General features: G+C 60.6%; 26 protein-coding genes. 12 read left to right on the plus strand and 14 right to left on the minus strand.

Features of this window, described 5'->3' with window-relative positions; translation table 11 throughout:
• Positions 1-116: 116 nt before the first annotated feature.
• The 5 genes from AB7M22_RS07935 to AB7M22_RS07955 are packed head-to-tail and all read right to left on the minus strand — an operon-like array spanning position 117 to position 5,089.
• Positions 117-1,466: an APC family permease gene (locus AB7M22_RS07935; protein ID WP_454185824.1), complete on the minus strand. Its 1,350-nt coding sequence runs from the start codon at positions 1,464-1,466 to the stop codon at positions 117-119.
• A gap of 57 nt (positions 1,467-1,523) precedes the next feature.
• Complete coding sequence (locus AB7M22_RS07940) at positions 1,524-2,276, minus strand: N-formylglutamate amidohydrolase (RefSeq protein ID WP_454185825.1); 753 nt, start codon at positions 2,274-2,276, stop codon at positions 1,524-1,526.
• Positions 2,260-3,591, minus strand: coding sequence for a glutamine synthetase (locus tag AB7M22_RS07945; RefSeq protein WP_454185826.1), 1,332 nt, complete (start codon positions 3,589-3,591; stop codon positions 2,260-2,262). The genes AB7M22_RS07940 and AB7M22_RS07945 overlap by 17 nt, the downstream gene beginning before the upstream one ends.
• Entirely contained in the window at positions 3,588-4,232 is a 645-nt protein-coding gene (locus tag AB7M22_RS07950) for an isochorismatase family cysteine hydrolase (protein ID WP_007896044.1), read from the minus strand. The genes AB7M22_RS07945 and AB7M22_RS07950 overlap by 4 nt, the downstream gene beginning before the upstream one ends.
• A gap of 2 nt (positions 4,233-4,234) precedes the next feature.
• Positions 4,235-5,089 carry a MurR/RpiR family transcriptional regulator gene (locus AB7M22_RS07955; RefSeq protein ID WP_454185827.1) on the minus strand — a complete coding sequence of 285 codons (855 nt, stop codon included), beginning with the start codon at positions 5,087-5,089 and terminating at the stop codon, positions 4,235-4,237.
• A gap of 333 nt (positions 5,090-5,422) precedes the next feature.
• Between AB7M22_RS07955 and AB7M22_RS07960 the strand changes: the two genes are divergently transcribed.
• The gene (locus AB7M22_RS07960) at positions 5,423-5,995 is read left to right on the plus strand and encodes a histidine phosphatase family protein (RefSeq protein WP_454185828.1); all 573 of its coding nucleotides are present in this window, start codon (positions 5,423-5,425) and stop codon (positions 5,993-5,995) included.
• Complete coding sequence (cobF, locus tag AB7M22_RS07965) at positions 5,995-6,750, plus strand: precorrin-6A synthase (deacetylating) (RefSeq protein WP_454185829.1); 756 nt, start codon at positions 5,995-5,997, stop codon at positions 6,748-6,750. Before AB7M22_RS07960 ends, cobF begins: the two co-directional genes overlap by 1 nt.
• A gap of 133 nt (positions 6,751-6,883) precedes the next feature.
• Here cobF and ftrA read toward each other — a convergent pair whose 3' ends face one another.
• Entirely contained in the window at positions 6,884-7,858 is a 975-nt protein-coding gene (gene ftrA, locus AB7M22_RS07970; RefSeq protein WP_454185830.1) for a transcriptional regulator FtrA, read from the minus strand.
• Positions 7,859-7,959: 101 nt separating this feature from the next.
• Between ftrA and AB7M22_RS07975 the strand changes: the two genes are divergently transcribed.
• Positions 7,960-8,394, plus strand: coding sequence for a rhodanese-like domain-containing protein (locus AB7M22_RS07975; RefSeq protein WP_454185831.1), 435 nt, complete (start codon positions 7,960-7,962; stop codon positions 8,392-8,394).
• A gap of 117 nt (positions 8,395-8,511) precedes the next feature.
• Here AB7M22_RS07975 and AB7M22_RS07980 read toward each other — a convergent pair whose 3' ends face one another.
• Entirely contained in the window at positions 8,512-9,153 is a 642-nt protein-coding gene (locus tag AB7M22_RS07980; protein WP_454185832.1) for a type 1 glutamine amidotransferase, read from the minus strand.
• 308 nt (positions 9,154-9,461) lie between these two features.
• On the opposite strand from AB7M22_RS07980, the gene AB7M22_RS07985 reads away from it, so the two are divergent.
• The 3 genes from AB7M22_RS07985 to AB7M22_RS07995 all read left to right on the plus strand — a co-directional run bounded on the left by AB7M22_RS07985 (position 9,462) and on the right by AB7M22_RS07995 (position 12,380).
• Positions 9,462-10,241 (plus strand): ABC transporter substrate-binding protein, encoded by a 780-nt coding sequence (locus AB7M22_RS07985; RefSeq protein WP_454185833.1) that lies wholly within the window; start codon positions 9,462-9,464, stop codon positions 10,239-10,241.
• Between the two features lie 110 nt (positions 10,242-10,351).
• A complete protein-coding gene (locus AB7M22_RS07990) occupies positions 10,352-11,464 on the plus strand; it encodes a succinylglutamate desuccinylase/aspartoacylase family protein (protein ID WP_454185834.1) in 1,113 nt (370 codons plus the stop codon).
• A 199-nt stretch (positions 11,465-11,663) separates the two neighbouring features.
• Positions 11,664-12,380, plus strand: coding sequence for an alpha/beta hydrolase (locus tag AB7M22_RS07995; RefSeq protein WP_454185835.1), 717 nt, complete (start codon positions 11,664-11,666; stop codon positions 12,378-12,380).
• Between the two features lie 11 nt (positions 12,381-12,391).
• On the opposite strand, the gene AB7M22_RS08000 is transcribed toward AB7M22_RS07995, so the two are convergent.
• Positions 12,392-12,979 carry a hypothetical protein gene (locus AB7M22_RS08000; RefSeq protein WP_454185836.1) on the minus strand — a complete coding sequence of 196 codons (588 nt, stop codon included), beginning with the start codon at positions 12,977-12,979 and terminating at the stop codon, positions 12,392-12,394.
• A 201-nt stretch (positions 12,980-13,180) separates the two neighbouring features.
• Here AB7M22_RS08000 and AB7M22_RS08005 point away from each other — a divergent pair, with 201 nt between their 5' ends.
• On the plus strand, positions 13,181-13,444 hold the full coding sequence (locus AB7M22_RS08005; protein WP_454185837.1) for a hypothetical protein: 264 nt from the start codon (positions 13,181-13,183) through the stop codon (positions 13,442-13,444).
• Positions 13,445-13,545: 101 nt separating this feature from the next.
• Here the strand turns inward: AB7M22_RS08005 and AB7M22_RS08010 are convergent, their stop codons facing one another.
• The gene (locus tag AB7M22_RS08010) at positions 13,546-14,343 is read right to left on the minus strand and encodes a hypothetical protein (protein ID WP_454185838.1); all 798 of its coding nucleotides are present in this window, start codon (positions 14,341-14,343) and stop codon (positions 13,546-13,548) included.
• A gap of 148 nt (positions 14,344-14,491) precedes the next feature.
• Between AB7M22_RS08010 and AB7M22_RS08015 the strand changes: the two genes are divergently transcribed.
• Positions 14,492-15,811: an Nramp family divalent metal transporter gene (locus AB7M22_RS08015; RefSeq protein ID WP_454185839.1), complete on the plus strand. Its 1,320-nt coding sequence runs from the start codon at positions 14,492-14,494 to the stop codon at positions 15,809-15,811.
• A gap of 136 nt (positions 15,812-15,947) precedes the next feature.
• On the opposite strand, the gene AB7M22_RS08020 is transcribed toward AB7M22_RS08015, so the two are convergent.
• The gene (locus AB7M22_RS08020) at positions 15,948-16,841 is read right to left on the minus strand and encodes a LysR substrate-binding domain-containing protein (protein WP_454185840.1); all 894 of its coding nucleotides are present in this window, start codon (positions 16,839-16,841) and stop codon (positions 15,948-15,950) included.
• 110 nt (positions 16,842-16,951) lie between these two features.
• Between AB7M22_RS08020 and AB7M22_RS08025 the strand changes: the two genes are divergently transcribed.
• Positions 16,952-17,554 (plus strand): NADPH-dependent F420 reductase, encoded by a 603-nt coding sequence (locus AB7M22_RS08025; protein WP_454185841.1) that lies wholly within the window; start codon positions 16,952-16,954, stop codon positions 17,552-17,554.
• A gap of 115 nt (positions 17,555-17,669) precedes the next feature.
• Here the strand turns inward: AB7M22_RS08025 and AB7M22_RS08030 are convergent, their stop codons facing one another.
• From AB7M22_RS08030 to AB7M22_RS08040, 3 genes are read right to left on the minus strand one after another with little or no spacing between them, the layout of a single operon-like run.
• Positions 17,670-18,848 carry an acetyl-CoA C-acetyltransferase gene (locus AB7M22_RS08030; protein WP_454185842.1) on the minus strand — a complete coding sequence of 393 codons (1,179 nt, stop codon included), beginning with the start codon at positions 18,846-18,848 and terminating at the stop codon, positions 17,670-17,672.
• A gap of 11 nt (positions 18,849-18,859) precedes the next feature.
• Positions 18,860-19,525, minus strand: a complete 666-nt coding sequence (locus tag AB7M22_RS08035) for a CoA transferase subunit B (RefSeq protein ID WP_007896015.1) — start codon at positions 19,523-19,525, stop codon at positions 18,860-18,862.
• A 36-nt stretch (positions 19,526-19,561) separates the two neighbouring features.
• The gene (locus tag AB7M22_RS08040; RefSeq protein ID WP_007896014.1) at positions 19,562-20,260 is read right to left on the minus strand and encodes a CoA transferase subunit A; all 699 of its coding nucleotides are present in this window, start codon (positions 20,258-20,260) and stop codon (positions 19,562-19,564) included.
• A gap of 242 nt (positions 20,261-20,502) precedes the next feature.
• Between AB7M22_RS08040 and AB7M22_RS08045 the strand changes: the two genes are divergently transcribed.
• Complete coding sequence (locus tag AB7M22_RS08045; protein WP_454185843.1) at positions 20,503-21,399, plus strand: LysR substrate-binding domain-containing protein; 897 nt, start codon at positions 20,503-20,505, stop codon at positions 21,397-21,399.
• A 129-nt stretch (positions 21,400-21,528) separates the two neighbouring features.
• Here AB7M22_RS08045 and AB7M22_RS08050 read toward each other — a convergent pair whose 3' ends face one another.
• Positions 21,529-22,575, minus strand: coding sequence for a class I SAM-dependent methyltransferase (locus AB7M22_RS08050; RefSeq protein WP_454185844.1), 1,047 nt, complete (start codon positions 22,573-22,575; stop codon positions 21,529-21,531).
• Positions 22,576-22,873: 298 nt separating this feature from the next.
• On the opposite strand from AB7M22_RS08050, the gene AB7M22_RS08055 reads away from it, so the two are divergent.
• Positions 22,874-23,713, plus strand: a complete 840-nt coding sequence (locus AB7M22_RS08055; RefSeq protein ID WP_454185845.1) for an HvfB family MNIO-type RiPP peptide maturase — start codon at positions 22,874-22,876, stop codon at positions 23,711-23,713.
• Complete coding sequence (locus tag AB7M22_RS08060) at positions 23,706-24,464, plus strand: HvfC family RiPP maturation protein (protein WP_454185846.1); 759 nt, start codon at positions 23,706-23,708, stop codon at positions 24,462-24,464. Before AB7M22_RS08055 ends, AB7M22_RS08060 begins: the two co-directional genes overlap by 8 nt.
• Positions 24,465-24,799: the final 335 nt, after the last annotated feature.

A 24,799-nucleotide genomic window follows, 5' to 3' on the forward strand; every position in this document is an offset into this window, starting at 1 on the left:
TGTACTCCTGTATCAAAGGGTTCGGCGATTTGCACCGAACCTGACTATCACTGTCGGTTTCCACGCTTGAAATCGGCAGTCGCCTGAATTCATGTCAGACGCTGCCCTTTTTCTTGTCAGCCATTGCTTGGGTCGAGCAGTGCTGTGCTGGCACCCAGTTTGTTGAGGAAGAATAGATAGACCAGCCCCAGGGCAATCCAGATCAGGCCGAGTTTCTGTGCATCGACGCCCATGTTGTACATGATGGCCGCGACGATGATGAAGCCGATCACCGGGCAGATCAGGTGACGTATCACCTGGCCGGACTTCTGCCGACGCCAGTAATAGTTGATGACGGTCAGGTGCAGCAACATGAAGCCGCTCAGGGCGCCGAAGTTCACCAGGGAGGTGAGGGTGTCCACCGAGTTGATGAACAGGTAGCAAATCACCAGCGACAGCACCGCCACCAGATAGATGCTCAAGTACGGCGTGTTGTGTTTCGGGTGCACCTTGGCCAGCACTTTCGGCAGTTTGCCGTCCCGGGCCATACCGAACAGCAGGCGCGAAACCGCCGCTTGCGAGGTGATCGCGACGGCGACGCCCCAGGCCAGGGCGGTGGCGACGGCGGTCAGGGTTGCCAGCCAGCTGCCGGCGGCGATTTCGGCGATTTCATAGAACGCAGTGTCGGCGGACTTGAAGCCCAGGCCGGCGGCCAGATCCGTGGCAATCCAGGTCTGCACGACGAAGATCACGCCCATCACCAGCAATGTGATCAGCGCAGCTTTGCCGACGCTGCGGCCGGGGTCGCCCTTGATTTCTTCGGCGAGGGTGGAAATGGCATCAAAGCCGAGGAACGACAACACCGCAATCGACACCGCTTGCATCAGCAGGGCGAAGTTGAACGTCTCGGCGTTGTACAGCGGCGCCAGGGTGAGTTGACCGTTACCGCCGCCGCTGTGCAGGGCATTCCAGGCATAGAACAGGAAGATCCCCAGCACCACCAGTTGCGCCAGTAGAAAAACGATGTTCATCCGCGCGGTGAAGGTGATACCCCGCAGGTTGACGAAGGTGGCGCTGACCAGAAAGGCCAGGATGAAGCCGACTTTCGGGATGTCCGGGTACAAATGATTCAGCGCCATCGCCGCGTAGACGTAGAGCAGAGGCGGAATCAGCAAATAATCGAGCAGCATCAGCCAACCGGCGATAAACCCGACATGCGGGTTGAGGCCGCGTTGTGCGTAGGAATACACGGAACCCGCAATCGGAAAGGCCCGGGCCATGCTGCCGTAACTGAGGGCAGTGAACAGCATCGCCACCATGCCGATGATGTAGGCCAGCGGCACCATCCCCGGCGCTTCGGCGTTGACGTAACCATATACGCCGAACGGGGCGATGGGGATCATGAAGATCATCCCGTACACCACCAGGTCCGTCAGTGACAGGCTACGTTTCAACTCTTGCTTGTAGCCGAATTCTTCTATTTCCATGAAGCCCTTCTCCTTGATTTGAAAGCAGCTGCACGCTGCGAGTTTGAAGCGATTGCTCTACAGCAGTGGCGCCAGATAATCGGTCCAGCGACCGACGTCCTCGGGCGTGCGCAGCAGATCGTTGCGTACCTCGATCAGTACCGAGTCCAGTCCTCGTGCATCGCCGTGAACCGGCACGGTCATGTCACCCAGCGGATCGACGTTGTACGGCTGATTACCTGCGACTTTCAAGGGGTGCCGACTCAACCCGTCAATCACTCGCTGGGCGTACTCCTCGGCCTGTCCGTACAACACGCCGACTTCCAGTGCTCGTGGCTGGCCGTAATATATCGGCGTGAAACTGTGAATCCCCACCACGCGAACCGATCGACCTTGCGCCACACGGGCGTCGATCAAGGTTTGCAGGCGTGTATGAAACGGCTTGAACAGGCAGTGTCGGCGGTATTCCCGAGTGGCCTCGTCCAGGTCCCGATTGCCTGGCACCTGATAAATCTCACTCTGCAACGCAATGCTGTCCGGCGCATGGCGCGGGCGGTTGAGATCGATCAACAGCCGTGAATAGTTGGCCGTCAACAGGGTGGCGCCCAGTGCTTGGGACAAGCCCTCGGCCAGCGCCAGGGCACCAATGTCCCAGGCGATGTGTTCGCGGGCGGCTTCATGGCTCAAGCCTAGGTCATTCAACCCGGCCGGGATAAAACGACTGGCGTGTTCACACACCAGAATCAGCGGGTGCCCGGAGGCTTCCCGGCTCAGGGTGTACGCAGGCTGGGTGTAGAACCCCAGTTCGGCGGACTCAGTACAGGCGCGCATAGTGCTCACAAAGATCGGCGGGCGAGAGCTGTTCCGTCAGCGTCAGTTCCTCGGTTTTAAGGGCGAAGTAGGTGTCCAGCAACGCGCTCGGCAGGGCTTCGATCAGCGCCTCGCTGTTGCGCAGGCATTCCAGGGCCCGGGACAGGGACGCGGGCAGGGCGACGATGCCGCGCGCCTGGCGTTGTTCTTCGTTCAGTGAATCGGGGACTTCATCGGTGATCGCGTTCAGGGCCAGGCGCTGCTCGATGCCCAGGCGTCCGGCGATCAGCAACACGGCCATGGCCAGATGCGGTGAGGCGGTGGCGTCCATGGCGCGAAATTCCAGGTTGTACTGCGCTGCCACGGCTTTGCCGCCCAGGCTCATGGTCGGGCAAATCCGCAGCGCCGCTTCGCGGTTGCGTTGGCCGAGGCAGGCGTAGGAAGCGCTCCAGTGATGGGGCTGCAAGCGCTCGTAGGAAACCGGTGTCGGCGCGGTAAAGGCGCAGAGCGCCGGCAAATAGTGCAGAACGCCGGCGGCCCAATGCTGGCCGAGGGTCGACAGGCCATTGACCGTGCCGGCGTCGTACATCACCGGGTGACCGGCCAGATCCTGCAGGCTCACGTGCAGATGCACGCCATTGCACACCGCCTGCTCGGAGGTCTTGGGCGCGAAACTCAGCTCCAGGCCCATTTGCCGGGCGATCTCACGGGTGATCTCACGCACGTTCACCGCACGGTCGGCGGCGGCGACGCCGAGGGCTGGGCGGCAGGTGATTTCGTATTGGTGCTTGCCGTATTCCGGCAGGAACATCTCCGGCTCCACACCGCCGGCACGCAGTGCGCTGAGCAACCAGCCGCCGAACTCGGCGCCCTGGCGTTGAGCCTCAAGAGAGAACGCCAGATGCTCAGCCGCGCCGCTGCCGAGGTTGAATTCATGTTCGAACGCGGCGTTGATCTGCAGTCCCAATTCGCTGCAATAACGCTCCACTTCGTTGCGCAACAGCGTGCGCGGGCAGGCGCCCCACGGGCGGCCATCGGTTTCGCGAATATCGCTGTGAATGAAGTCCAGCGCCGGGGCATTGGCGTCCGGGCCGTTGTTGACGGTCACACGGCTGCTCAAGTCGGGGATCAGGCGCAAGTCTCCATAAGCCCCCCATGGGTTGCTGGCGGCGATGATGTCTTGCGGGGTCAGGGCGCTGTTGGCCGGCACCCAGCCGCAACCCGCCGCTTGATAGGCATCGAGTTCGTCGGTAGGAAAGGAACGGCCGCGTGTCACGCCGATCAGGTCGGTGGTGACAATCGTGGTCATCGGCAGTGGTGACAGGCGAGCGCTCATGGCTGCATCTCCTGTAACCGTCCGAGCACGGTCTGGGTGTCGGTGATCCAGCAGTAGCCCTTGATGGCGTTCAGGCAGGCGTAATGCCGTTGTTCGGTGTAAGTGGCGCAGGCATCTTCGACCAGCGTCACCAGGTAACCGCGGTCGGCGGCGTCCCGCACGGCCATGTCGACGCACTGGTCGGTGACGATGCCGGCGATGATCAGGTGTCGGGTTTCAAGGTTGCGCAGCACGTAATCGATGTTGGTGGAATTGAATACCCCGGAAGAGGTCTTGGGCAGCACGATTTCGTTTTCGATTGGCGTCAGGTCATCGATGATTCGCGCTTGCGGGCTGCCCTTGGGCAGGTGCATGTCCGAGAGTTTGTGGTCCAGCGAGCGATCGCGACCATCGGCGGTGAGGCTTTCGATGAGCGTGTGCAGCACGTTTTGTCGTGCATTACGAAAGGCACTGAGCAACCGGCGTTGATTGGGCACCACTTGCATGTGGGCGCGGGTCAGAAAGTATTCGGCATCCGGCCCGTTGAGGTGCGCGTCGAACTGCGGCTCGAGCCAGGCACGCTGCATGTCCACCAGCAACAGCGCGGTGTGGTCGGCGGCAAACGGCAAATCCCGGGGCGAGTGGTGGGGGAGCGTGAACATCCTTATTTATCCTCCAGCAGGTGAGTGTCGAAGTCGGTCCGCAGGGCATCGATGCCTTCCAGGCGATCGGCCAGATCGGGGCTGCGCAAGGACAGGCAGGCTACCAGTGCTTCAACCTGGGCCAGCGACGGCACCATCGAGTCGAAGGCCGACGCCGATTCCACCGGTGCGCTGATGATCAGGTCAGCTAATTCCCTCAGTGGTGATGCGTAGATATCGGTGAACAGCACGACCCGCGCATGTCGACTCTTCGCGGCATTGGCGACCCGCAGAGCCTGGGACTGGTAGCGGCGATAATCGAACACCAGCACCACGTCCTGACGCTGCACGTCGAACAGCCGGTCCGGTAATTGCGCGTTGTCTTCCAGGGCAAAACAGCCGGGCCGCAACAGGCGCAGATGGTTGAGTAAATAGTTGGCGAGGAAACTGCTGAAGCGCCCGCCAAAGCAATGGACCTGATGGCGGGTGTCGAGCAGCCATTCCACCAGAATTCGTACATCTTCGGGTTGGGTCAGCGCCTGGGTGTCGACCAATGCCCGATGGCTGCTCGCCAGATAGTGGCTCCAGGGATCATCTTTTTTGAGATGGGCGCGGGGTTGCAACAGGGTACTGGGAGAGCGCAGGCGGTCATCCATGTCGCTGAGCAACGCTTCCTGAAAATCGGCATAACCGCCGAAACCAAGCTTTTTTACCAGCCGCACGATGGTCGGATCGCTGACACCGGCGTGTTCGGCCAGACGTGACATCGGGCCCAGTCCGTTACGCGGGTACTGATCCAGTAACGCACGTATGACTTTGCGTTCCGACGGCGTGAGTTCCAGGCCGGGATCGGTGATCAGGTCTCTGAGAGAGGGCATCCGGGCTCCTGCTGGATGAATGTGTCGGTTTCATTTCATAATTCGCTAAAACAGTATTTATGTAACGGGTGCTACATGTCTAGCGAATTTTTCCACGGATTTTCCAAGCTCCAAAATGGGGCGAAAACCCCGTGCGCCGTGGGCTACGCGGATGTCGACTGACTTTGTAGGACATCGCCCATGGTTGTGTGAGACATCGCCATTTCTTGGGGGGAATTGGAGACTGTAGGAGCTGTCGAGGAATGCGTTCAGAGTGCGCGCTTCTTGCGGCACAATGACCCGATTGTTCGCGGCGTCGTGCCGTTTTCCATCCTATCGACAGAGTGATCTTCCGTGCAGGCGACCCGCTTGACCCTGATGTGCCACGCTCGAACCGTCGCACAAAAATTGGCGCGTTTTCCTACGAATGAGCCGTTGGAAATGGATTGGCAATCGGCGAAGGGTTCGCGTTGCCGCCAGTTCAAGGGCACCCCCCGTTTGCTCTGTGGCCCGGAACTGCGGACCCGCCAAACCGCTGAGCTGTTTGGCGACGATGCGGAGATTGTCGCGGCACTGGCAGATTGCGATTTCGGACGCTGGAAAGGCACATCGATCGACGACCTGCAAACATCCGAACCCGAGACGCTCCAGGCCTGGCTCAATGACCCGACGTCGGCACCCCACGGTGGAGAATCGGTGGCACAACTCGGTGAACGGGTGGCTGCGTGGTTGAATACCCTTGAGGCGACGCCGGGTCATGTCGTTGCCATCACCCATCCTTTTGTCATCCGCGCCGCACTGATGCAGGTGCTGCAGGGCGCGGCGTTCAACCAGATCGACGTCGAACCGTTGTCGGCCATCGAATTGCGGTTCAACGGTCGCTGGCGACTACGCTTGATGGGCACGGACCCTGAGGGAACACATTGATGAAAAAACTTCTGGTCATCGGTGTCGGCGCCGGCAACCCCGACTACATCACGATGCAGGCGGTGAACGCGTTGAACCGCGTCGATGTGTTTTTCCTCATGGACAAGGGCCAGAGTAAAGACAAACTGATCGACCTGCGCCGCGAGATCTGTGAGCGCTACATTACCGATCGCGACTACCGCTTCGTTGAAGCCCACAGCCCGGAGCGGGAGCGCGGGGATGTGGACTACAAGGCCAGCGTCGAAGATCTGAACCGCGCCAAGCAGCAGACCTTCGAGCGGCTGATCAACGAGGAAATGACTGACGACCAGTGTGGCGGTTTTCTGGTGTGGGGCGATCCTGCGCTGTACGACAGCACCCTTCGGATTCTGCAGGCGATTCTGGCGTCAGGCCGGTGTGTGTTCGAGTTCGAGGTAATCCCCGGAATCACCAGCGTGCAGGCGTTGGCGGCGCAACATAAGGTGCCGCTGAATCGCATCGGTCGCTCGATTGAAATCACCACCGGCCGGCGGTTGGCGGCGGGGCAGGTGAGTGATGCCGACAGCCTGGTGGTGATGCTGGATGCGCAAGATGCCTACCATCAGGTGGCCGATCAGGAGACGGAGATTTACTGGGGGGCTTACCTGGGGACGCCGGATGAAATATTGATCAGCGGCAAACTCAAGGATGTCGCCGATGAGATTGAGCGAGTGCGCAAGGCGGCGCGGCTGGCGCATGGGTGGATCATGGATACCTATCTGTTGCGCAAGCCTTGAAATAATGGGTGTCTGGGGTGACGCCTTCGCGGGCAAGCCCGCTCCCACAGTGGATCTCTATTGAGCACAAAACTTGTGTACGACGCAGACTTTGTGGGAGCGGGCTTGCCCGCGATGAGGTCCTCAAACACACTCAAAGAATCGCCTTTACCTCACGCCCAAACCGCTCCCGATACACCGACGGCGGCACGCCGACCACGCTGCGAAACGCCACCCGGAAACTCTCCACCGAACGATAACCACAGTGCTGGGCAATCTGCTCAGTGCTCTGGCGGGTGCTCTCCAACAATTCGCGAGCACGGGCCAGGCGCTCATGCTGCAACCATGCTTTGGGCGACAGGCCGCTGGCTTCGGTGAACCGCCGCAGGAACGTGCGCTCACTCATGGCCGCCTCGCTGGCGAGGTCGCGAACTTCCAGCGGTTGGTGCAGGCGTTCCCGTGCCCATTGCATGACCCGCGACAGATCGCTGCGCGGCGTCGGGCTGACCGGTGACGGAATGAACTGCGCCTGGCCGCCGGTGCGTTGCGGCGACATCACCAACCGCCGCGCCACCGAGTTAGCCACCTGAGTGCCGAAATCCCGCGCGACCAGGTGCAGGCAGGCATCAATGCCCGCGGCACTGCCGGCCGAGGTGATCAACTGGCCCGAATCGACATAGAGCACGTCCGGGTCCACCTGAATGTTCGGAAAACGTTCGGCCAGTTCCGCGGTGTAGCGCCAATGCGTCGTGGCGCCGTGACCGTCCAGCAAACCGGTGGCCGCCAGTACGAACACCCCGGAACAGATCGACAGCAATCGCGCCCCCCGGGCATGGGCCTGGCGCAGGGCGGCGAGCAAAGGTTCAGGCACCGCCGCGCTGCGGGCGCGCCAGCCGGGGATGATAATGGTCCGGGCTTCTTCAAGCAGTTCCATCCCGCCGTCGGCCAGCACCTGAATGCCGCCCATGGCGCGCATCGGCCCTTGGTCGACGGCGACGATACGATGCTCATACCAAGGGAAATCGAACTCCGGCCGCGCCAGGCCGAAGATCTCCACGGCAATGCCGAATTCGAAAGTGCAGAGGCCGTCGTAGGCCAGAATCGCGACCAATCCAGGGGTGGGCTGCATTTGGCGGAAAATTCCCGGTGAGTGTCTTGTGCGCCACTGTAGCGACAAGCGTAGGGCAGATAAAGTCTTCCCACACCCACCGAGACTTTGGAGTACAGCCCATGCCCAGCCTGGTTCGCGAAATTTCCGCCGCCCCATCTGCCATTGCCCTGATGCATTTCAGCAACCGTCTGACCTTCGAGACCGATTGTTCCGACGTCTTTGGTAGCCAACAGGCCGGCGAGGTGGATTTTGTCCTGGTCGACGTGCGCGGACCGTTGGCGTTCGAACGCGGACATGTGCCGGGCGCGATCAACATCCCGGGGCGACTGATCACGGCTGACGGCCTGGCGGCTTATTCGAAATCCACGCTGTTCGTGGTTTATTGCGCAGGGCCCCACTGCAATGGCGCCAACAAGGCTGCGGTGAAACTGGCGGCGCTGGGTTACCCGGTCAAGGAGATGATTGGCGGGGTGACTGGGTGGCTGGATGAGGGGTTTGAATTGGGTGTTGCGGTGCAACGGCCGGTCAGTACCGTGATCGGCTGCGAATGTTGATGTAGCCGAAAAGATCGCAGGCTTCGCCAGCTCCTACATTGACCGAGTACACCGGCGAAATTACGGCAGTACGTCCTCTGTAGGAGCTGCCGAAGGCTGCGATCTTTTGATCTTGATTCAAACCGCTGTCCGCGCCGCCCACCATTGGTCGAGCGTCCCCTGCAACCAGTCATTGACGGCTGCATAGGCAGCACTGTCCTGTGGCCCCCGAGGCAACGGCGATTCCTCGGCAAAGTGCTCATTGAGGGTCGCCACCGATTCAGCATTCCACTCCGGGTGGAACTGCAACCCCACCCGCGTCGCCCCGACGCGGTACATCTGCTGCTCACACACGTCACTGCTGGCCAGCAATTGCGCATCCTCTGGCAGATCGATCGCGTCTTCGTGCCATTCCAGCACCTTCAGCGTCTGGCCATCCGCAAAGGTCACGGTCGTCCAGCCAGTTTCGGGGCGAGACATCCGCCGCACATTCCCACCCAGGCTCAACGCCAGCAGTTGCGCGCCCAGACAAATCGCAAACACCGCCGCGCCCTGATCCAGACTGCCCGCCAGCCACTGACGCTCCGCTTCCAGCCACGTCGGCCCGGCGTTGGATTCATAAGGCCCACCCAACAGGATCGCAGGTGCCGCGCTTACCGGCGGCAACTGGCCGAGGTCGGCGCGAAACACGTTCAGCGTAATGCCACGGGCCCGGGCCCATTCGGCAATGGCGCCAGGACCTTCGGCAGGATGGTGCTGGATCAGGTTCAATGCGGGCATCACGCTTCTCTTCCGGGGATGGGTTGGCGGGGGCAATGTGCCGCAAAAAAAGCTTCATCGCCAGCGCGACTGTTCAATCGGATCACGCCCGAAATCTTGTAGGTTTTGTCTGAAACAAAGAATTGTCCTACAGCCCCTGCACCACCTTGGCGCACGCTTCAAGTGCCTTGAATCCCGCGGCTGTTTTTCTATAAGTATTTGTCGCTTAAACACAATTTGCCCTCCTGAAGCCGCTCTAGACTGCCGGCCACTTCGGTCTTCACTAACCGAAAGTTGCCAATAAAAGCCTCCGCACACAGGAGTTATAAATGAAGAAGCGAGTGATGTTCGGTGCCCTGGCACTGTCGATGTTGTCCCTGACCGCCGTGGCCGATGACGCCAAGCCGATTCGCCTCGGTATCGAAGCCGGTTACCCGCCATTTTCGATGAAAACCCCTGACGGCAAACTCACCGGTTTCGACGTGGACATCGGCGATGCGTTGTGTGAGCAGATGAAAGTGAAGTGCACCTGGGTCGAGCAAGAGTTCGATGGTTTGATCCCGGCCCTGAAGGTCAAGAAAATCGACGCGATCCTGTCGTCCATGACCATCACTGACGATCGCAAGAAGAACGTCGATTTCACCATCAAGTACTACCACACCCCGGCGCGCTTCGTGATGAAGGAAGGCACCGACGTCAAGGACCCGCTGACCGAGCTCAAAGGCAAGAAAGTTGGTGTGCTGCGCGCCAGTACCCACGACCGCTTCGCCACTGAAGTGCTGGTGCCGGCCGGCATCAACTTGGTGCGTTACGGTTCCCAGCAGGAAGCCAACCTGGACATGGTCGCCGGTCGCCTCGACGCGATGCTGGCCGACTCGGTCAACCTGGACGACGGTTTCCTGAAAACCGACGCCGGTAAAGGCTTCGCCTTCGTAGGCCCGACCTATGAAGACGCCAAGTACTTCGGCGGCGGTGCCGGCATCGCTGTGCGCAAGGGCGATAAAGAACTGGCGGACAAATTCAATACCGCTATCACCGAAATCCGCGCCAACGGCAAGTACAAGCAAGTGCAGGACAAGTACTTCAATTTTGACGTTTACGGCCATTAATACGCCGTAGAAAAAAGTGGCCACTGTTGACGCGGTGGCCACTTTTTTATTACTTGAGAAACACACATTTCCCTACAAAAGCCCGGCGATCCGAGCCTACAGGAGTCCCCATGCAACGAATCGACCATCCATTGCCCTGGAGCCATCTGGGGACTGAACGCACGCTCAGCGTATTTCGTTATGGCGCGGGTACTCGCAAGGTTTACATCCAGGCCAGCCTGCACGCTGACGAGCTGCCGGGCATGCGTACCGCCTGGGAATTGAAGAAGCGTCTGAGCGAACTCGAAACTTCAGGCCAGCTTCAGGGCGTGATCGAACTGGTGCCGGTGGCCAATCCCATCGGCCTCGATCAGCACCTGCAAGGCAGCCACATGGGCCGCTTCGAACTGGGCAGCGGCAAGAACTTCAACCGGTCGTTCGTTGAACTCAGCGCGCCGGTGGCCGAGTTGATTGGCGACCAATTGGGTGATGACGCCCAGGCGAACATCGCGTTGATCCGCCAGACCATGGGCCAAGTGCTCGACGGTTTGCCGGCTGCGGCTTCTCAGCTGGAAGCGATGCACCGCTTGCTGTTGCGTCACGCTTGCGAGGCCGACATCACCCTCGATCTGCATTGCGATTTCGACGCGGTGATTCACCTTTACGCGTTGCCGCAGCACTGGCCGCAATGGCGCCCCCTGGCGGCTCGCTTGAAGGCCGGGGTGGCGTTGCTGTGTGAGGATTCCGGTGGCAGCTCTTTCGACGAGTCATGTTCTACGCCGTGGTTGCGTCTGGCGCGGGCCTTTCCTGACGCGGCGATTCCACCGGCCAACCTGGCGACGACGCTGGAGTTGGGCAGCATGGGCGATACCCGGGTCGATCAGGCTCAGGCCAATTGCGAGGCGATCCTGGGGTTCCTCGCCGAGCAGGGTTTCATCACCGGCACCTGGCCGGACGCGCCGAGCGAATGCTGTGAAGGCATGCCGTTCGAAGGCACTGAATACCTGTTTGCACCGCATCACGGGGTGGTCAGTTTCCTGCGTGATTCGGGTGAATGGGTGGAGCGCGGTGATGCGTTGTTTGAAGTGGTCGACCCGTTGAACGATCGCGTCACCACCGTGTGTGCCGGGACCAGCGGCGTGCTGTTTGCCATCGATCGCGGGCGTTACACGCAGCCGGGGACCTGGCAGGCGAAAGTCGCCGGGCGCGAGCCGATTCGGGTTGGGAAACTGGTTAACGACTGAAGTTTTGGCAGGAAAGTCTTCAGGGGAATTCAGGGCCTCATCGCGAGCAGGCTCGCTCCCACAGTTGATCGGCGTCGACTCGGTTAAATGTGGGAGCGAGCCTGCTCGCGATGGCGGCTTCAGCAACACCTGAAATGCCCCAGCATGCTTCACAGTGTTAGGCTTTGCCCCGAATCCTGCGCTCTGTGAAGGAAGGCTTATGTTGAAGTTGCTCGCTCTGCTCACGCTCTTGGCGTCCACCGCCGTCCACGCTCAAGCCCCGCTGCACACCGATCTGCCGCTCAAGTACCTGGAGCAGGCCGACTCTGAATCCCGCAACCAGCCCTTGGTGATTTTCCTGCACGGTTACGGCAGTAACGAGCAGGACCTGTTCGACATCAAGGATGAATTGCCGCCGCAGTACAACTACCTGTCGGTGCGGGCGCCGATGACGATGGAAGAGGGCAGTTACCAGTGGTTTCGCCAGAAGGGCGAGGGCGCCTATAACGGTGAGACGGATGACCTGAAGGCCAGCGGCCAGGTGCTGAGGGATTTTGTCGCACAAGCGGCGAAGAAATATCACACCGAAGCGGACAAGGTATTCCTGGTGGGTTTCAGCCAGGGCGCGATGATGTCCTACGAGGTCGCGTTGCGTCATCCCGACGCAGTGGGTGGAATTGCGGCACTGAGCGGGCGAATTCTGCCGGTGCTCGAATCCGAGCTCAAACCGGATGAAAAACGCCAGCAGCTGGCGATTTTCATCGGTCATGGCACTGCCGACAAACTCCTGCCCTACAACGACGGCACTGAGGCCAACAGCCTGTTGCAGCGCCTGTCACTCAAACCCGAGTTTCATGCTTATCCGGGCGTCGGTCACAGCATCAGCGCCACCGAGATGCAGGATTTGAGCGCCTGGTTGCAGCGCCTCAATCCTTGAAACGTTCGGGTTTATTTGCCGCTGACGATTTGTTTCACCAGCGTTTCGTGGCCGGTTTTGTCGTTGGGGCGGGAGATGATCTGAACAATGGCCATGCGCGTGCCGGAAGCGGCCATCAACGTGCTGTCCAGCGTCATGCCACCGCCCTGAGTGGCGGTGCTGTCGAGCTGCCGAAGGCCCAGGCCCGTGCCTTTCTGGGTCAGGCTTTTTTCGCTGGTTTTGTTGAAATCCGGCAAGGCGTTGCGTTGCTCGGTGGCAAACGCGGACACGGTGGCGTCAAGGAACTCACCGTCGTTGTCCTTGACGTTGGCGCCGCCAGGGATGGTGTTTTCAGCGGCGATCACCACGGTTTTGGTGGTCTGGTTGGTGTACATCGTGCCCGTCGCCCCGGCAGTGCCGGTGGCCGCATCGCCGGCTGGCAGCGGGTTGGCGATGAAACCCTTGGGCAGGGTGAAGGTGAACTTGCCGCCGAGCATCGAGACCTTCTGGGCCGGCGCTTTATCGCTGGCAGCGACCTTGGCCGCCTGCGCATTCATGGCGCCCAGGCTGGCAACCGCCGTCAGCAGCAGGACAACGGCTTTTTTACTCAACAATGACATTCAAACTCTCCAGGGGATGATCCGCGCTTTGACGGCGATCATCCCATGGATTGCGATTTGTAGCAGCTGCCGCCGGAAGGGCTCGATTTCGATAGCCGTTCGTCAGAACTGTTATTTCTAACAGCTTGGCGTGAGGCATATAGAACTGAAGAATCGCTCTGCACCTTATCGATTGTCGATAAGGCCAAGGAGGAGATGAATATGAAGATCATAATATTCAACAGTACCTATGAACGACCTGTGCTCAGGTTGACATTATCGATCGGGGAGTACGTACCCGATAACGAAGTCGTTGCCTACTACATGAAAGACGGCAAACCGTTAGAACTTGGCAGAGTTTCATATACTCCTTGGGATAATCCACCCTACCATGAGGATATTGTGGTGAGAGACCCGCCCAAGGAGATTCTGGACGATCCGAAAAAGATCCTGTTTGCGGGTGTTAACGATTACCCGCCAAAGTAATGAGGGTGCCACAGCACTTTCCCCGTTCAAGTTGTGCCTCACGTTGTTCGAAGTTGTTCTTCGGGCAACGTTTTGTTCTGCGTCAACCTGTTGAACGGCGATTAGCCATTCATTTTCTGCAACGTTGGTGAGTCTGTCTCGTTACTTTTATCCTGAGCAAGCAAGCGTTTCGTAACCAGCAACATCCCCAGCGACACCCCGACGCCCATCACAAACCCCCACCAACCCCACGCAGGCAACGCCAACGCCAGCACCAGACAAAACGCCGCAAACGAATACATCCCCGTCGCCGTAGCCCTGAGCAACGCCGCAGTAAACGCCGGCCCGCGAGTTTGCTGGGAGAACACCGCCATCACACTGCCCAGCACCGGGAATACCGCGAGCAGACCGCTCCAGCGTTCGCCCACAGTGCTGGCCAGCAGCGTCACCGCCAACGTGAGCAGGGCGCCGGCGATCATGCGCAGCAGCAGTTTGTCGGACTTCGGCACCGGGTCTGAAGCGATGGGCTGCACCGCGGGAAACAGGTACGGCGCGGACAGCAATGCGGTGGTGGCCGCGATTACCGAGAACACCAGCGACGGCGGGATCAGTGACAGCACAATTGCCGCCAGGGCCCAGACCAGCAGCGAAATCGTCAGCGTCCACGGCCAGCTCAAACGTTGTGCAACCTGGGCGTAGGTCACGCAGAAAGCAATCATTGCGAACATTGCCGATAACGCTGCCGTCGCCGCCTGAGCGGCGAACATCACGCCTTGCTCGATGGCGAGAAAAAACAGAATCGGCCCGACCACCACCGGCAACCCCGACAGCCAACCGGCCACGCTTGGCCCCCAGCGTTTACCGGCCAGGGAAATCAGCAACAGAAACCCCGGAATTACCAGCAGTTTGAGCATCAGCACGCACGCGTCTCCGATCGGTGTGAGCCGGCCACGTTAGCATTGCGGGCGATGGATTGCTCAGCGTGGTCTCTGCGCAAGCGCTGAGCGTCTACACCGCAATGCCCGAAACGTCTAAGCTGCGCGCTCCCACCTGTTAACGGATGCTTGCGTGAAATTCAGTTTGCCCAAAGTCGGCACTGCGCCGTTTTGCCCTCCGGAAGTGGCCGGCACTGTGGCCGTTGACCCGAGTGCATCCTTCTTCAAACGCGTCCTGCGCTTTGCCGGCCCCGGTTTGCTGGTGTCCATCGGCTACATGGACCCGGGCAACTGGGCCACGGCCATCGAAGCCGGTTCGCGGTTTGGCTACAGCCTGTTGTTCGTGGTGTTGCTGGCGAGCCTGGCGGGAATGGTGGTGCAGTGTTTGTGTTCGCGTCTGGGTATCGCCACCGGGCGTGACCTGGCGCAACTGTGCCGGCAACGCTACAGCACGCGGACCGCACGGACCCAGTGGCTGCTGGCGGAAGTTTCGATCATCGCCACCGACCTGGCCGAAGTGCTCGGCTGTGCGCTGGCGTTCCACTTGCTGCTGGGCTGTTCGCTGACGTTTGGCATCGCACTCACGGCATTCGACACGCTGCTGGTGTTGGCGCTGCAAAACCGCGGTTTTCGCCGGCTGGAGGCGATCATGCTGGTGCTGGTGGGCACCATCGGCGCGTGTTTCTTTGTCGAACTGTGGCTGATCAAACCCTTCTGGCCAGACGTCGCTCGCGGTTTTACACCGTCACTTTCAGCCATCGGCGATGCTGCGCCGTTGTACCTGGCCATTGGCATACTCGGGGCCACGGTGATGCCCCATAACTTGTACCTGCACACCTCAATTGTGCAGACCCGGATGATCGGCAAGGACCTGGCCAGCAAGCAGGACGCGGTGAAACTGGCGCGCATCGACACCATCGGCTCTCTGGCCTTGGCGCTGCTGGTCAACGCGGCGATCCTGATTCTCGCGGCGGCGGCCTTCCACAAGACCGGGTACACCGACGTGGTGGACATTCAGGATGCCTATCACTTGCTCGATCCATTGGTGGGCGGCGCGTTGGCCAGTGCGCTGTTCGGCGTGGCGTTGCTGGCATCAGGGCAGAGCTCGACCTTCACCGGCACCATTGCGGGCCAGGTGATCATGGAAGGCTATCTGAACTTGCGGCTGCCCTGCTGGCAACGGCGGTTGATCACTCGTGGGTTGGCGCTGATCCCGGCGTTCATCGGTGTCTGGCTGATGGGCGATGGGGCGATTGGCAAACTGCTGGTGTTAAGTCAGGTGGTGCTCAGCCTGCAACTGCCATTCGCGTTGTATCCGTTGATTCGCATGACCAACGATCGGAAGCTCATGGGGCCGTTTGTGAATCGACTGCCGACGCGGGTACTGGCGTGGGGATTGTTTGTCGTGATCAGTACGGCCAACAGCTGGTTGATTCTGCAGTTTGTGGTCTGACTCGGGAGGGAGGTTGCCTGAGTGGACCTCATCGCGAGCAGGCTCGCTCCCACAGTTGATCTGCGGTGAACACCAGACCTGAGTGGCCCCCAATCCAATGTGGGAGCGAGCCTGCTCGCGATGAACGATTACGCGGTTAGCGCTCAAACGCCTCGACCAGATAATCGATAAACACCCGGGTCTTGGCCGGCATCAACGTGCGGCTCGGGTAATACAACGAGATTGGCCCCGCGTCGGCATGCCAGTCAGGCAACAAGCGCACCAGTTCACCGCGCTGGATATTGGCGACGACATCGGGCAACACCAGCAATGTCACACCGAGGCCGAGCAAGGCCGCTTCGCGCATGGCGGCCGGGTCATTGAGCACGATGTTTTCACTCAGCTCGGCACTTGCTTCATTGCCCGCGCCATCCTGCATGACCCAATGACGCAACCGCCCGGTGCGGACGCCGCGCATCACAATCCCGTTGTATCGAGCCAGGTCCGCCGGGCTGTCGGGCGATGTGCGTCCGGCCATGTACGCCGGTGAGGCCACTGCCACCACATGCGCCGCCGCCAACGTCCGCGAGATGACCCCGGGCGTCAATTCAAAACCACCGCCGATGGCCGCGTCATACCCTTCGGCGATCAGGTCCACCTGGCGGTTTTCGAAGTGCCACTCGGGGCGAATCAGCGGATAGCGCGCCAGAAAATCCGGTAACAATGGCAACACATGGCCGATGCCAAAAGTCGGCGCCAGGCTGACCTTGAGCACGCCCGCCGGCTCCCCGCGATCACTGGACACCGCACTGATCGCCGCCTGCAACCCTTGCAGATTGCCGCTGATACTCGCCAGAAAACGCTCCCCGGCTTCGGTCAGCGACAACTTGCGGGTCGAGCGCTGGAATAGCCGCACTCCGATGTTGCGTTCGAGCATCGCCACGTTGCGGCTGACGGCGGCGGGTGTCAGTGCGAGCAGCCGCGCGGCGGCGGAGAAGCTGCCAGTTTCGGCGCTGCGCACGAAAGATTCGAGGTTGGCGAGGGTTTCCATCTCAGACACCTGATAGTAATGCTTGAAGATAATTCAAGTTATTACCGTCTAATCAAGTCGTAATGGCAAGTGCAGTATTCACTCCATCAACCCACCACGGAGTGAACACCATGAGCACAATCGGAATCATCGGCGCCGGCGCCATCGGCACAGCCTTCGCCAAAGCACTGTCCCGTCAGGGCATCGAAGTCGTTATCGCCAACAGCCGCGGCCCGCAAACCCTGGCCGCGCTGGTAGAAGAACTCGGGCCGACAGCGCGGGCCGGCACCCGTGAAGAGGCGGCTGCGCAGCCGATCGTTTTGGTCGCGGTAAATTGGTCGAAGTTACCGTCGGCACTGGCCGGGCTGCCAGATTTCGATGGGCGAATTGTGATCGATGCGAACAATTCGATCGAGGTGCCATCGTTCCAGGCGGTGGATTTGCAGGGGCGTCCGTCCAGCGAAGTGTTTGCCGAATGGGTGCCCGGTGCGCGGGTGGTGAAAGCGTTCAATCACCTACAGGCGCATCTGCTTGAGAGCGATCCGGCGGCGGAGGGGGGCCAGCGAGTGCTGTTTCTCTCTGGTGATGATGCCGAAGCCAAGGCGCAGGTGGCAGCGCTGATCGAGCGGCTGGGGTTCTTCGGGATTGATCTTGGAGAATTGAGCGTCGGGGCGCGGTTGACGCAGTTCCCGGGCGGACCGTTGCCGATCTGGAACCTTGTGAAATTTGCCTGAGGGCAGACCATAACCTGTAGGAGCGAGGCTTGCCCGCGAAGAACGATAACTCGGTGCAACAGATAAACTGCGTCATCGTTCTTCGCGGGCAAGCCTCGCTCCTACAAGGATGTGATTAGCGCTCGACCGCCAGTGCTACGCCTTGGCCGCCGCCGATGCATAACGTCGCCAGACCTTTCTTGGCATCGCGCTTGATCATTTCATGCAGCAAGGTCACCAGCACCCGGCAACCTGACGCACCGATCGGGTGGCCCAAGGCAATGGCGCCGCCGTTGACATTGACTTTGTTCAGGTCCCATTCCAGGTCCTTGGCCACGGCCAGAGATTGTGCGGCGAAGGCTTCGTTGGCTTCGATCAGGTCCAGTTGATCGATGGACCAGCCTGTCTTGTCCAGGCAGCGGCGAGTGGCCGACACAGGGCCGATGCCCATGATCGCCGGGTCGACGCCCGCGTTGGCATAAGCGGCGATTTTCGCCAGCACTGGCAGGCCGAGGGCCTTGGCTTTCTCGGCGCTCATCAGAATCACCGCAGCGGCGCCGTCGTTCAGCGAAGACGCGTTGCCGGCAGTCACCGAGCCGTCCTTCTTGAAGGCCGCTTTCAGTTTGCCCAGGGAATCGGCGGTGGTGCCGGCCCGAGGCTGTTCATCGGTGGCGAAGGACAGCGGATCGCCCTTGCGCTGCGGGATCAGGATCGGTGTGATTTCATCAACGAAACGTCCGGCCTCGATGGCGGCCACGGCTTTCTGCTGCGAGGCGGCAGCGAAGGCGTCCTGCTGCTCACGGGTCAGGCTGTATTTCTCCGCCAGATTCTCGGCGGTGATGCCCATGTGGTAATCGTTGAACGCATCCCACAAACCGTCGCTGATCATCGTGTCGACGATCTGTGCGTGACCCATGCGCAAACCGGTGCGGGCGCCCGGCATGACGTAATTGGCCAGGCTCATGTTTTCCTGGCCACCGGCGATGATCACTTCCGCATCGCCGCAGCGAATCGCCTGAGCCGCCAGATGCAGTGCTTTCAGACCCGAGCCGCAGACCTTGTTCAAGGTCATGGCCGGCACGGCGAAGGGCAGGCCGGCCTTGATCGCGGCCTGACGCGCAGGGTTCTGCCCGGCTCCGGCGGTCAATACCTGGCCCATGATCACTTCATCGACCTGCGCCGGGTCCAGCCCGGTTTGCGCCAGCAACTGGCGGATTACCGCAGCACCGAGATCAACCGCGGACACATTGGCCAACGAGCCCTGGAAGCTGCCGATGGCAGTGCGAGTGGCGGCAACAATCACGACTTCTTGCATGGAAAAATTCCTCACTGGGCAGCGAACTGCATTTCCGGGACGTGGTCAGGCACGATCAGTTTACCAGCGGTCTTGGCGACGATTTCCTCGACGCTGACGCCCGGCGCGCGCTCTTTGAGAATGAACGCACCGTCCTTGATTTCCAGGTAGGCCAGGTCGGTCAGCACGCGTTTGATGCAACCGGCGCCGGTCAGCGGCAGGCTGCAACGCGACAGCAGCTTCGACTCGCCGTCCTTGGAGGCGTGGGTCATGGTGACAATGATGTTGTCCGCGCCGGCCACCAGGTCCATCGCGCCGCCCATGCCCTTGACCAGTTTGCCGGGGATCATCCACGAGGCGATGTTGCCTTCGACGTCCACTTCAAACGCGCCCAGCACGGTCAGGTCGATGTGGCCACCGCGAATCATCGCGAACGATTCGGCGGACGAGAAAATCGAGGCGCCGATACGCGCGGTCACGGTTTGCTTGCCGGCGTTGATCATGTCGGCGTCGACTTCGGCGTCGGTCGGAAAGGCGCCCATGCCGAGCAGGCCGTTTTCCGATTGCAGCATGACTTCCATGCCTTCAGGGATGTAGTTGGCGACCAGGGTCGGGATGCCGATGCCGAGGTTCACGTAGTAGCCGTCCTGCATTTCGCGGGCGACGCGTTGAGCCATTTGTTCGCGGGAAAGTGCCATTGTTGTTATTCCTTCATTCGGTCCGGGGGCAGGGGATCACTTACGCACGGTGCGCTGTTCGATGCGCTTCTCGAACGTGCCGCAAATGACCCGGTCGACGTAGATGCCAGGGGTGTGGATCTGCGACGGGTCCAGCTCGCCGGGTTCGACGATTTCTTCGACTTCGACCACGGTGATCTTGCCGGCGGTGGCGGCCAGCGGGTTGAAGTTCTGGGCGGTGTGGCGATAGACCACGTTACCGAAATGGTCGGCTTTCCAGCCTTTGACGATGGCGAAGTCACCGGTGATGGATTCTTCCATCAGGTACTGGCGGCCCTTGAATTCACGCACTTCCTTGCCGTCGGCCACTGGAGTGCCGACGCCAGTCGCGGTGAAGAACGCCGGGATGCCGGCACCGCCTGCGCGCATTTTCTCGGCGAGGGTGCCTTGAGGGGTCAGGACGACTTCGATTTCGCCGCTCAGCAGCTGCTTCTCGAACAGCGCGTTTTCGCCGACGTAGGAGGCCACCACTTTGCGGATCTGCCGGTCCACCAGCAGCACACCGAGGCCGAAACCGTCGACGCCGCAGTTGTTGGAGACCACGGTGAGATCACGCGTGCCGCGGTGCTGGATCTCGGCGATGAGGTTTTCCGGAATCCCGCACAGGCCGAAGCCGCCGGAGATCACGGTCATGCCGTCTTCAAGACCTGCCATCGCTTCCTCGTAGGAATACACGCGCTTGTCGAACCCTGCCATATGCACCTCTTTTATTCTTTGTGGGCGGCTGGCTAGCCGGATGGGGAGGGAGTGTCTCGCTGGAGGATTTATTTGTTAAGTTGATTTTTAAGGTTGATTGATAGATAAAACTCACCAATCGGTAGGAGCTGCCGCAGGCTGCGATCTTTTGCTCTTCAGCATCTTCAAGGGCGCCGAAAATCAAAAGATCGCAGCCTTCGGCAGCTCCTACATTGAATGTGCTTACCGTGGAGACCGTGGCCATGACCGTCAAACAGATCCGCGCATTCCTGGCCGTGGCCCAGAGTTTGAGTTTTGCCGTGGCGTGCGAGCGGCTGCACCTGTCCCAGTCGGCGTTGAGCCTGACCATCAAGGCGCTGGAGGAAGGTTTGGGCGGGCGCTTGTTCACGCGCAATACCCGCAACGTCGCACTGACCGCCGAAGGCGAATCGCTGCTGCCACTGGCCCGTCGGTTGATCGCGGATTGGGACAACGCCGAGGATGAACTGCGTCAACGCTTCATCCTCCAGCGCGGTCGCGTGACCTTGGCGGCGATGCCGTCGTTTGCCGGCAACTTGCTGCCGCCGATCCTCAAGACCTTTCGCGCGCGCTACCCCAAGGTCAACGTCACGGTGAACGACGTGATCAACGAGCAGGTGCTGGAAATGGTTCGCGACCGTCAGGTGGAATTGGGCGTGGCGTTTGAACCGACCCAGAGCTCGTCGCTGGAATTTACCCCGTTGTACATCGACCGGTTTGTGGCGGTGGTGCCCCTCGACTCACCGCTGGCGGAGCTGGCCGACATCGATTGGCAGACCTTGCTCAAGGAACCGTTCATTACCTTGCAGCGACCATCGACGGTACGGGTGATGCTCGAAGAGCACTTGCAGGCGCGGGGCATGAAGTTGCCGGTGGAGTTTGAAAGTCATCAGTTGGCGACGGTCGGGCGGATGGTGGCCAGCGGATTGGGCGTCAGTGCGGTGCCGGCCTTGTGCGCCGGGCAGATGCGCGAGCTGGGCGCCCGTTGCATTACCCTGCGCGACCCGGTGGTGGAACGGGCGATCGGGGTGCTGACGACGGGGCATGAACTGTCGGCGGCGGCGCAGGCGTTGTTCGATATTCTCAAGGCCGAAAACCTTGGCGAACAACTTTCCCTCTGAAATCCAACACGGTCCCGTAGGAGCTGCCGAAGGCTGCGATCTTTTGATCTTCAGCGATTCCAACATCGCCAAATCAAGATCAAAAGATCGCAGCCTTCGGCAGCTCCTACGATGAGCAGTCAGCGGTGTTTATTTACGCGCCTCCAGTATCAGGTTGAACGGCGTTTCCGTGGCACGCCGGAACTGCGTGAACCCCGCCTCGGTGAAGACCTTGCGCAACCGTGCCTCGCCCGCCTGGGCGCCGAGCCCGAGGCCGACTTCCTGGGACAGTGAGTTGGGCGTGCAGATAAAGGTCGAGGCCGCGTAGAACAGTCGTCCCACCGGGGTGGTGTTGGCGTCGAGCGTGTCGTTGGCGAAGGGCTCTACCAGCAGCACCGAGCCGTCGGGTTTGAGCGATTCATAGGCATGCTTTGCAGCGCCGACCGGGTCACCCATATCGTGCAAACAGTCGAAGTAGCAGACCAGGTCATAGTCGTCGCCCGGATAACTCTTGGCGGTGCCCTGGAAGAACCGCGCCCGGCCGGACACGCCACCTTCTTCGGCGCGTTGGGTGGCGACGGTGACCGAAGGCGCGTGGTAATCGAAACCGACGAACCGTGAATTTGGATACGCCTGGGCCATGATCACGGTCGAGGCGCCGTGGCCGCAGCCGATGTCCGCTACCTTGGCGCCGGCCTCCAGTTTGGCGACCACTCCATCAAGGGCCGGCAGCCATTCGCTGACCAGATGCGCCTTGTACCCAGGGCGGAAAAACCGTTCGGTGCCGCTGAACATGCACGGATGGTGATCGCCCCAGGGCAGGGCGCCGTTGCCGCGCATGGCATTGACCAGTTTGTCCTTGTCATGGAAAAACGACGCGACCACTCCGATACCGCCGGCCACATAGACCGGTGAGTCTTCGATCGCCAGCGCCAGGGCTTGCTCTTCGGGCAGGCGGAACTGACCGTCGCGGTGTTCCATGTAACCAGAGGCGGCGTGGGCGCTGAGCCATTCACGCAGCAGGCGGGTGTTGCAGCCGGTCTTTTCGGCGAGTGCTTCGGGGGTGACTGGCTGACTGTCGGCCATGGCCCGGTACAGACCGAGCTCTTCGCCGAGGATGACGTTGGCGAGCATCGCCGCGCCGCCCATGTCGCTTACCAGTTTGCCCATGAAATCATTGAGTCTGGCCTCGTCCATCATGTGTGCTCCTTCAGCAGGATCACGGTCCAGAGGCATTGTTTGTCGAGGCATGCACCTTTGGGCGGTGATCGTGGGAATGAACAGGACGATAACCGCGTCCTGGCTCCCCTACGGGGGTAATCAATAAGTCTAGTTGGTGTATCCCACTGTATCTGACTGCCTGTCCGATACAGTGGCCTGAGAAGAGCGGCGTTGGTGAACACACACCCGACACACCACGGCGCTTGACTGGGCCTGCCGGCCGGCACTGAGTTTTCAGACGCTGGAGACCGGATCCCAGGATGAGATCGACACCATGCACACTCCCCTCATATCAGCGAAGGCGACCGTCGGGCTAGGCTTGCGTCGCGGTTTAATGAAGGACCTTCAAGCGGCCCCGCCGGGTGCTTTCGACTTCCTGGAAGTCGCGCCGGAAAACTGGATCGGCATCGGTGGCGCTCACGGCGCGGCGTTTCGCGCCCTGGCCGAGCGCTATCCGTTGTCCTGTCACGGCTTGTCCTTGTCTTTAGGCGGGCCGGCGCCGCTGGACGTCGGGTTCCTGCAGGAAGTGCGGGTTTTCCTCGATCACCACAAGGTGCCGCTGTACAGCGAACACCTGAGCTACTGCAGCGATGACGGGCATCTTTACGACCTGCTGCCGTTGCCGTTTACCGAAGAAGCGGTACACCACGTCGCCGCCCGAATCCGTCAGTCACAGGACATCCTCGGTCGGCGTCTGGCCGTGGAAAACGTCTCCTACTACGCCGCGCCACAGCAGGACATGGACGAACTGACGTTCACCAACGCGGTGCTGCGCGAAGCCGATTGCGACCTGCTGCTGGACGTCAACAATGTCTATGTCAACTCGATCAATCACGGCTTCGATCCGCAGACGTTTCTGGCCGGCATCGATGTGGGGAGGGTGGTCGCCATGCATGTGGCGGGGCATTTCGACGAGTCCGACACACTGAAGATCGACACCCATGGCGCCTCGGTCAAACCGGCTGTCTGGTCGTTGCTGGCCGAGGCGTATGCGCGGTTCGGAGTGCAGCCGACGCTGCTTGAGCGGGATTTCAACTTTCCGGCGTTCTCTGAGTTGGTGACTGAGTTGCAGACCATTCGCCGCCTGCAAAATGAGGAGATGAGCCGTGGATAAGCCGACGCTGTATCAGCAGCAAGACACATTGACCCGTTACCTGCGCGACCCCGATCACTGTGCGCCGCCCGCCGGGATGGACGTGGCACGGGCACAGGTTTATCGCGACCTGGTGTTCTCGAATCTATCGTCGTTGCTCAGCGGGACTTTTCCGGTGCTGGTGAAGATATTGGGTGACGGTGAGTGGAGTTCTCTGGTGCGGATCTTCCTGCGGGACTGCCGCGCTCAAACGCCGAAATTCGGCGAGATCGCCCAAGAGTTTGTCGAGTTTCTCGCCTCTGAGCCGCTGGCGCTGAGCGATGGATCGTGGCCGCCGTTCATGGTCGAGCTGGCGCATTACGAGTGGGTCGAAATGGCGCTGCAACAATCCGATGCCGAGCCGTTACCGGCCAGCGATGCCGGGTTGCTGCTGGATCGACCATTGCTGGTTTCGCCTCTGGCCTGGCCGTTGGCGTATGGCTGGCCGGTGCAGTTGGTGGGGCCGGATTACCGACCGGACTCGCCGCAGGCTCAGCCGACATTGTTGTTGGTTCGTCGGGATGAGGACTGGAATGTGCGCTTCTCCGAACTGAGCCCTTTGGCATGGCGGTTGTTGCAGCGGATCGGGGAATTTCCTCAGATCAATGGCCGAGCGCAGCTGGAAGGGTTGGCGGTGGAGGTGGGGATGGCTGGGGCGTCGGAATTCATGGACAGCGGACTGGCGTTGTTGCAGCAGCTGCAAGAGGAAGGAGTGATCGGCATAGCCGCCTGACCGCACGCAATCTCCCAAACACCCAATATCCCTGTGGGGGCTTGCCCGCGATGGCGGAGTGTCAGCCAACATCAATGTTGGATGTGCTGGCCTCATCGCGGGCAAGCCCGCTCCCACAATGGATGGTGGTGTTGCCGGTTTGTGGTTGGCATAGCTGCCTGGCCAAACACAGGTCCCCAAACACCCAATACCCCTGTGGGGGCTTGCCCGCGATGGCGGAGTGTCAGCCAACATCAATATTGGATGTGCTGGCCTCATCGCGGGCAAGCCCGCTCCCACAATGGATTTGTGGTGTTGCCGGTTTGTGGTTGGCATGGCTGGCTGGCCAAACACAG

Source organism: Pseudomonas sp. ADAK2 TE3594 (assembly GCF_053628675.1).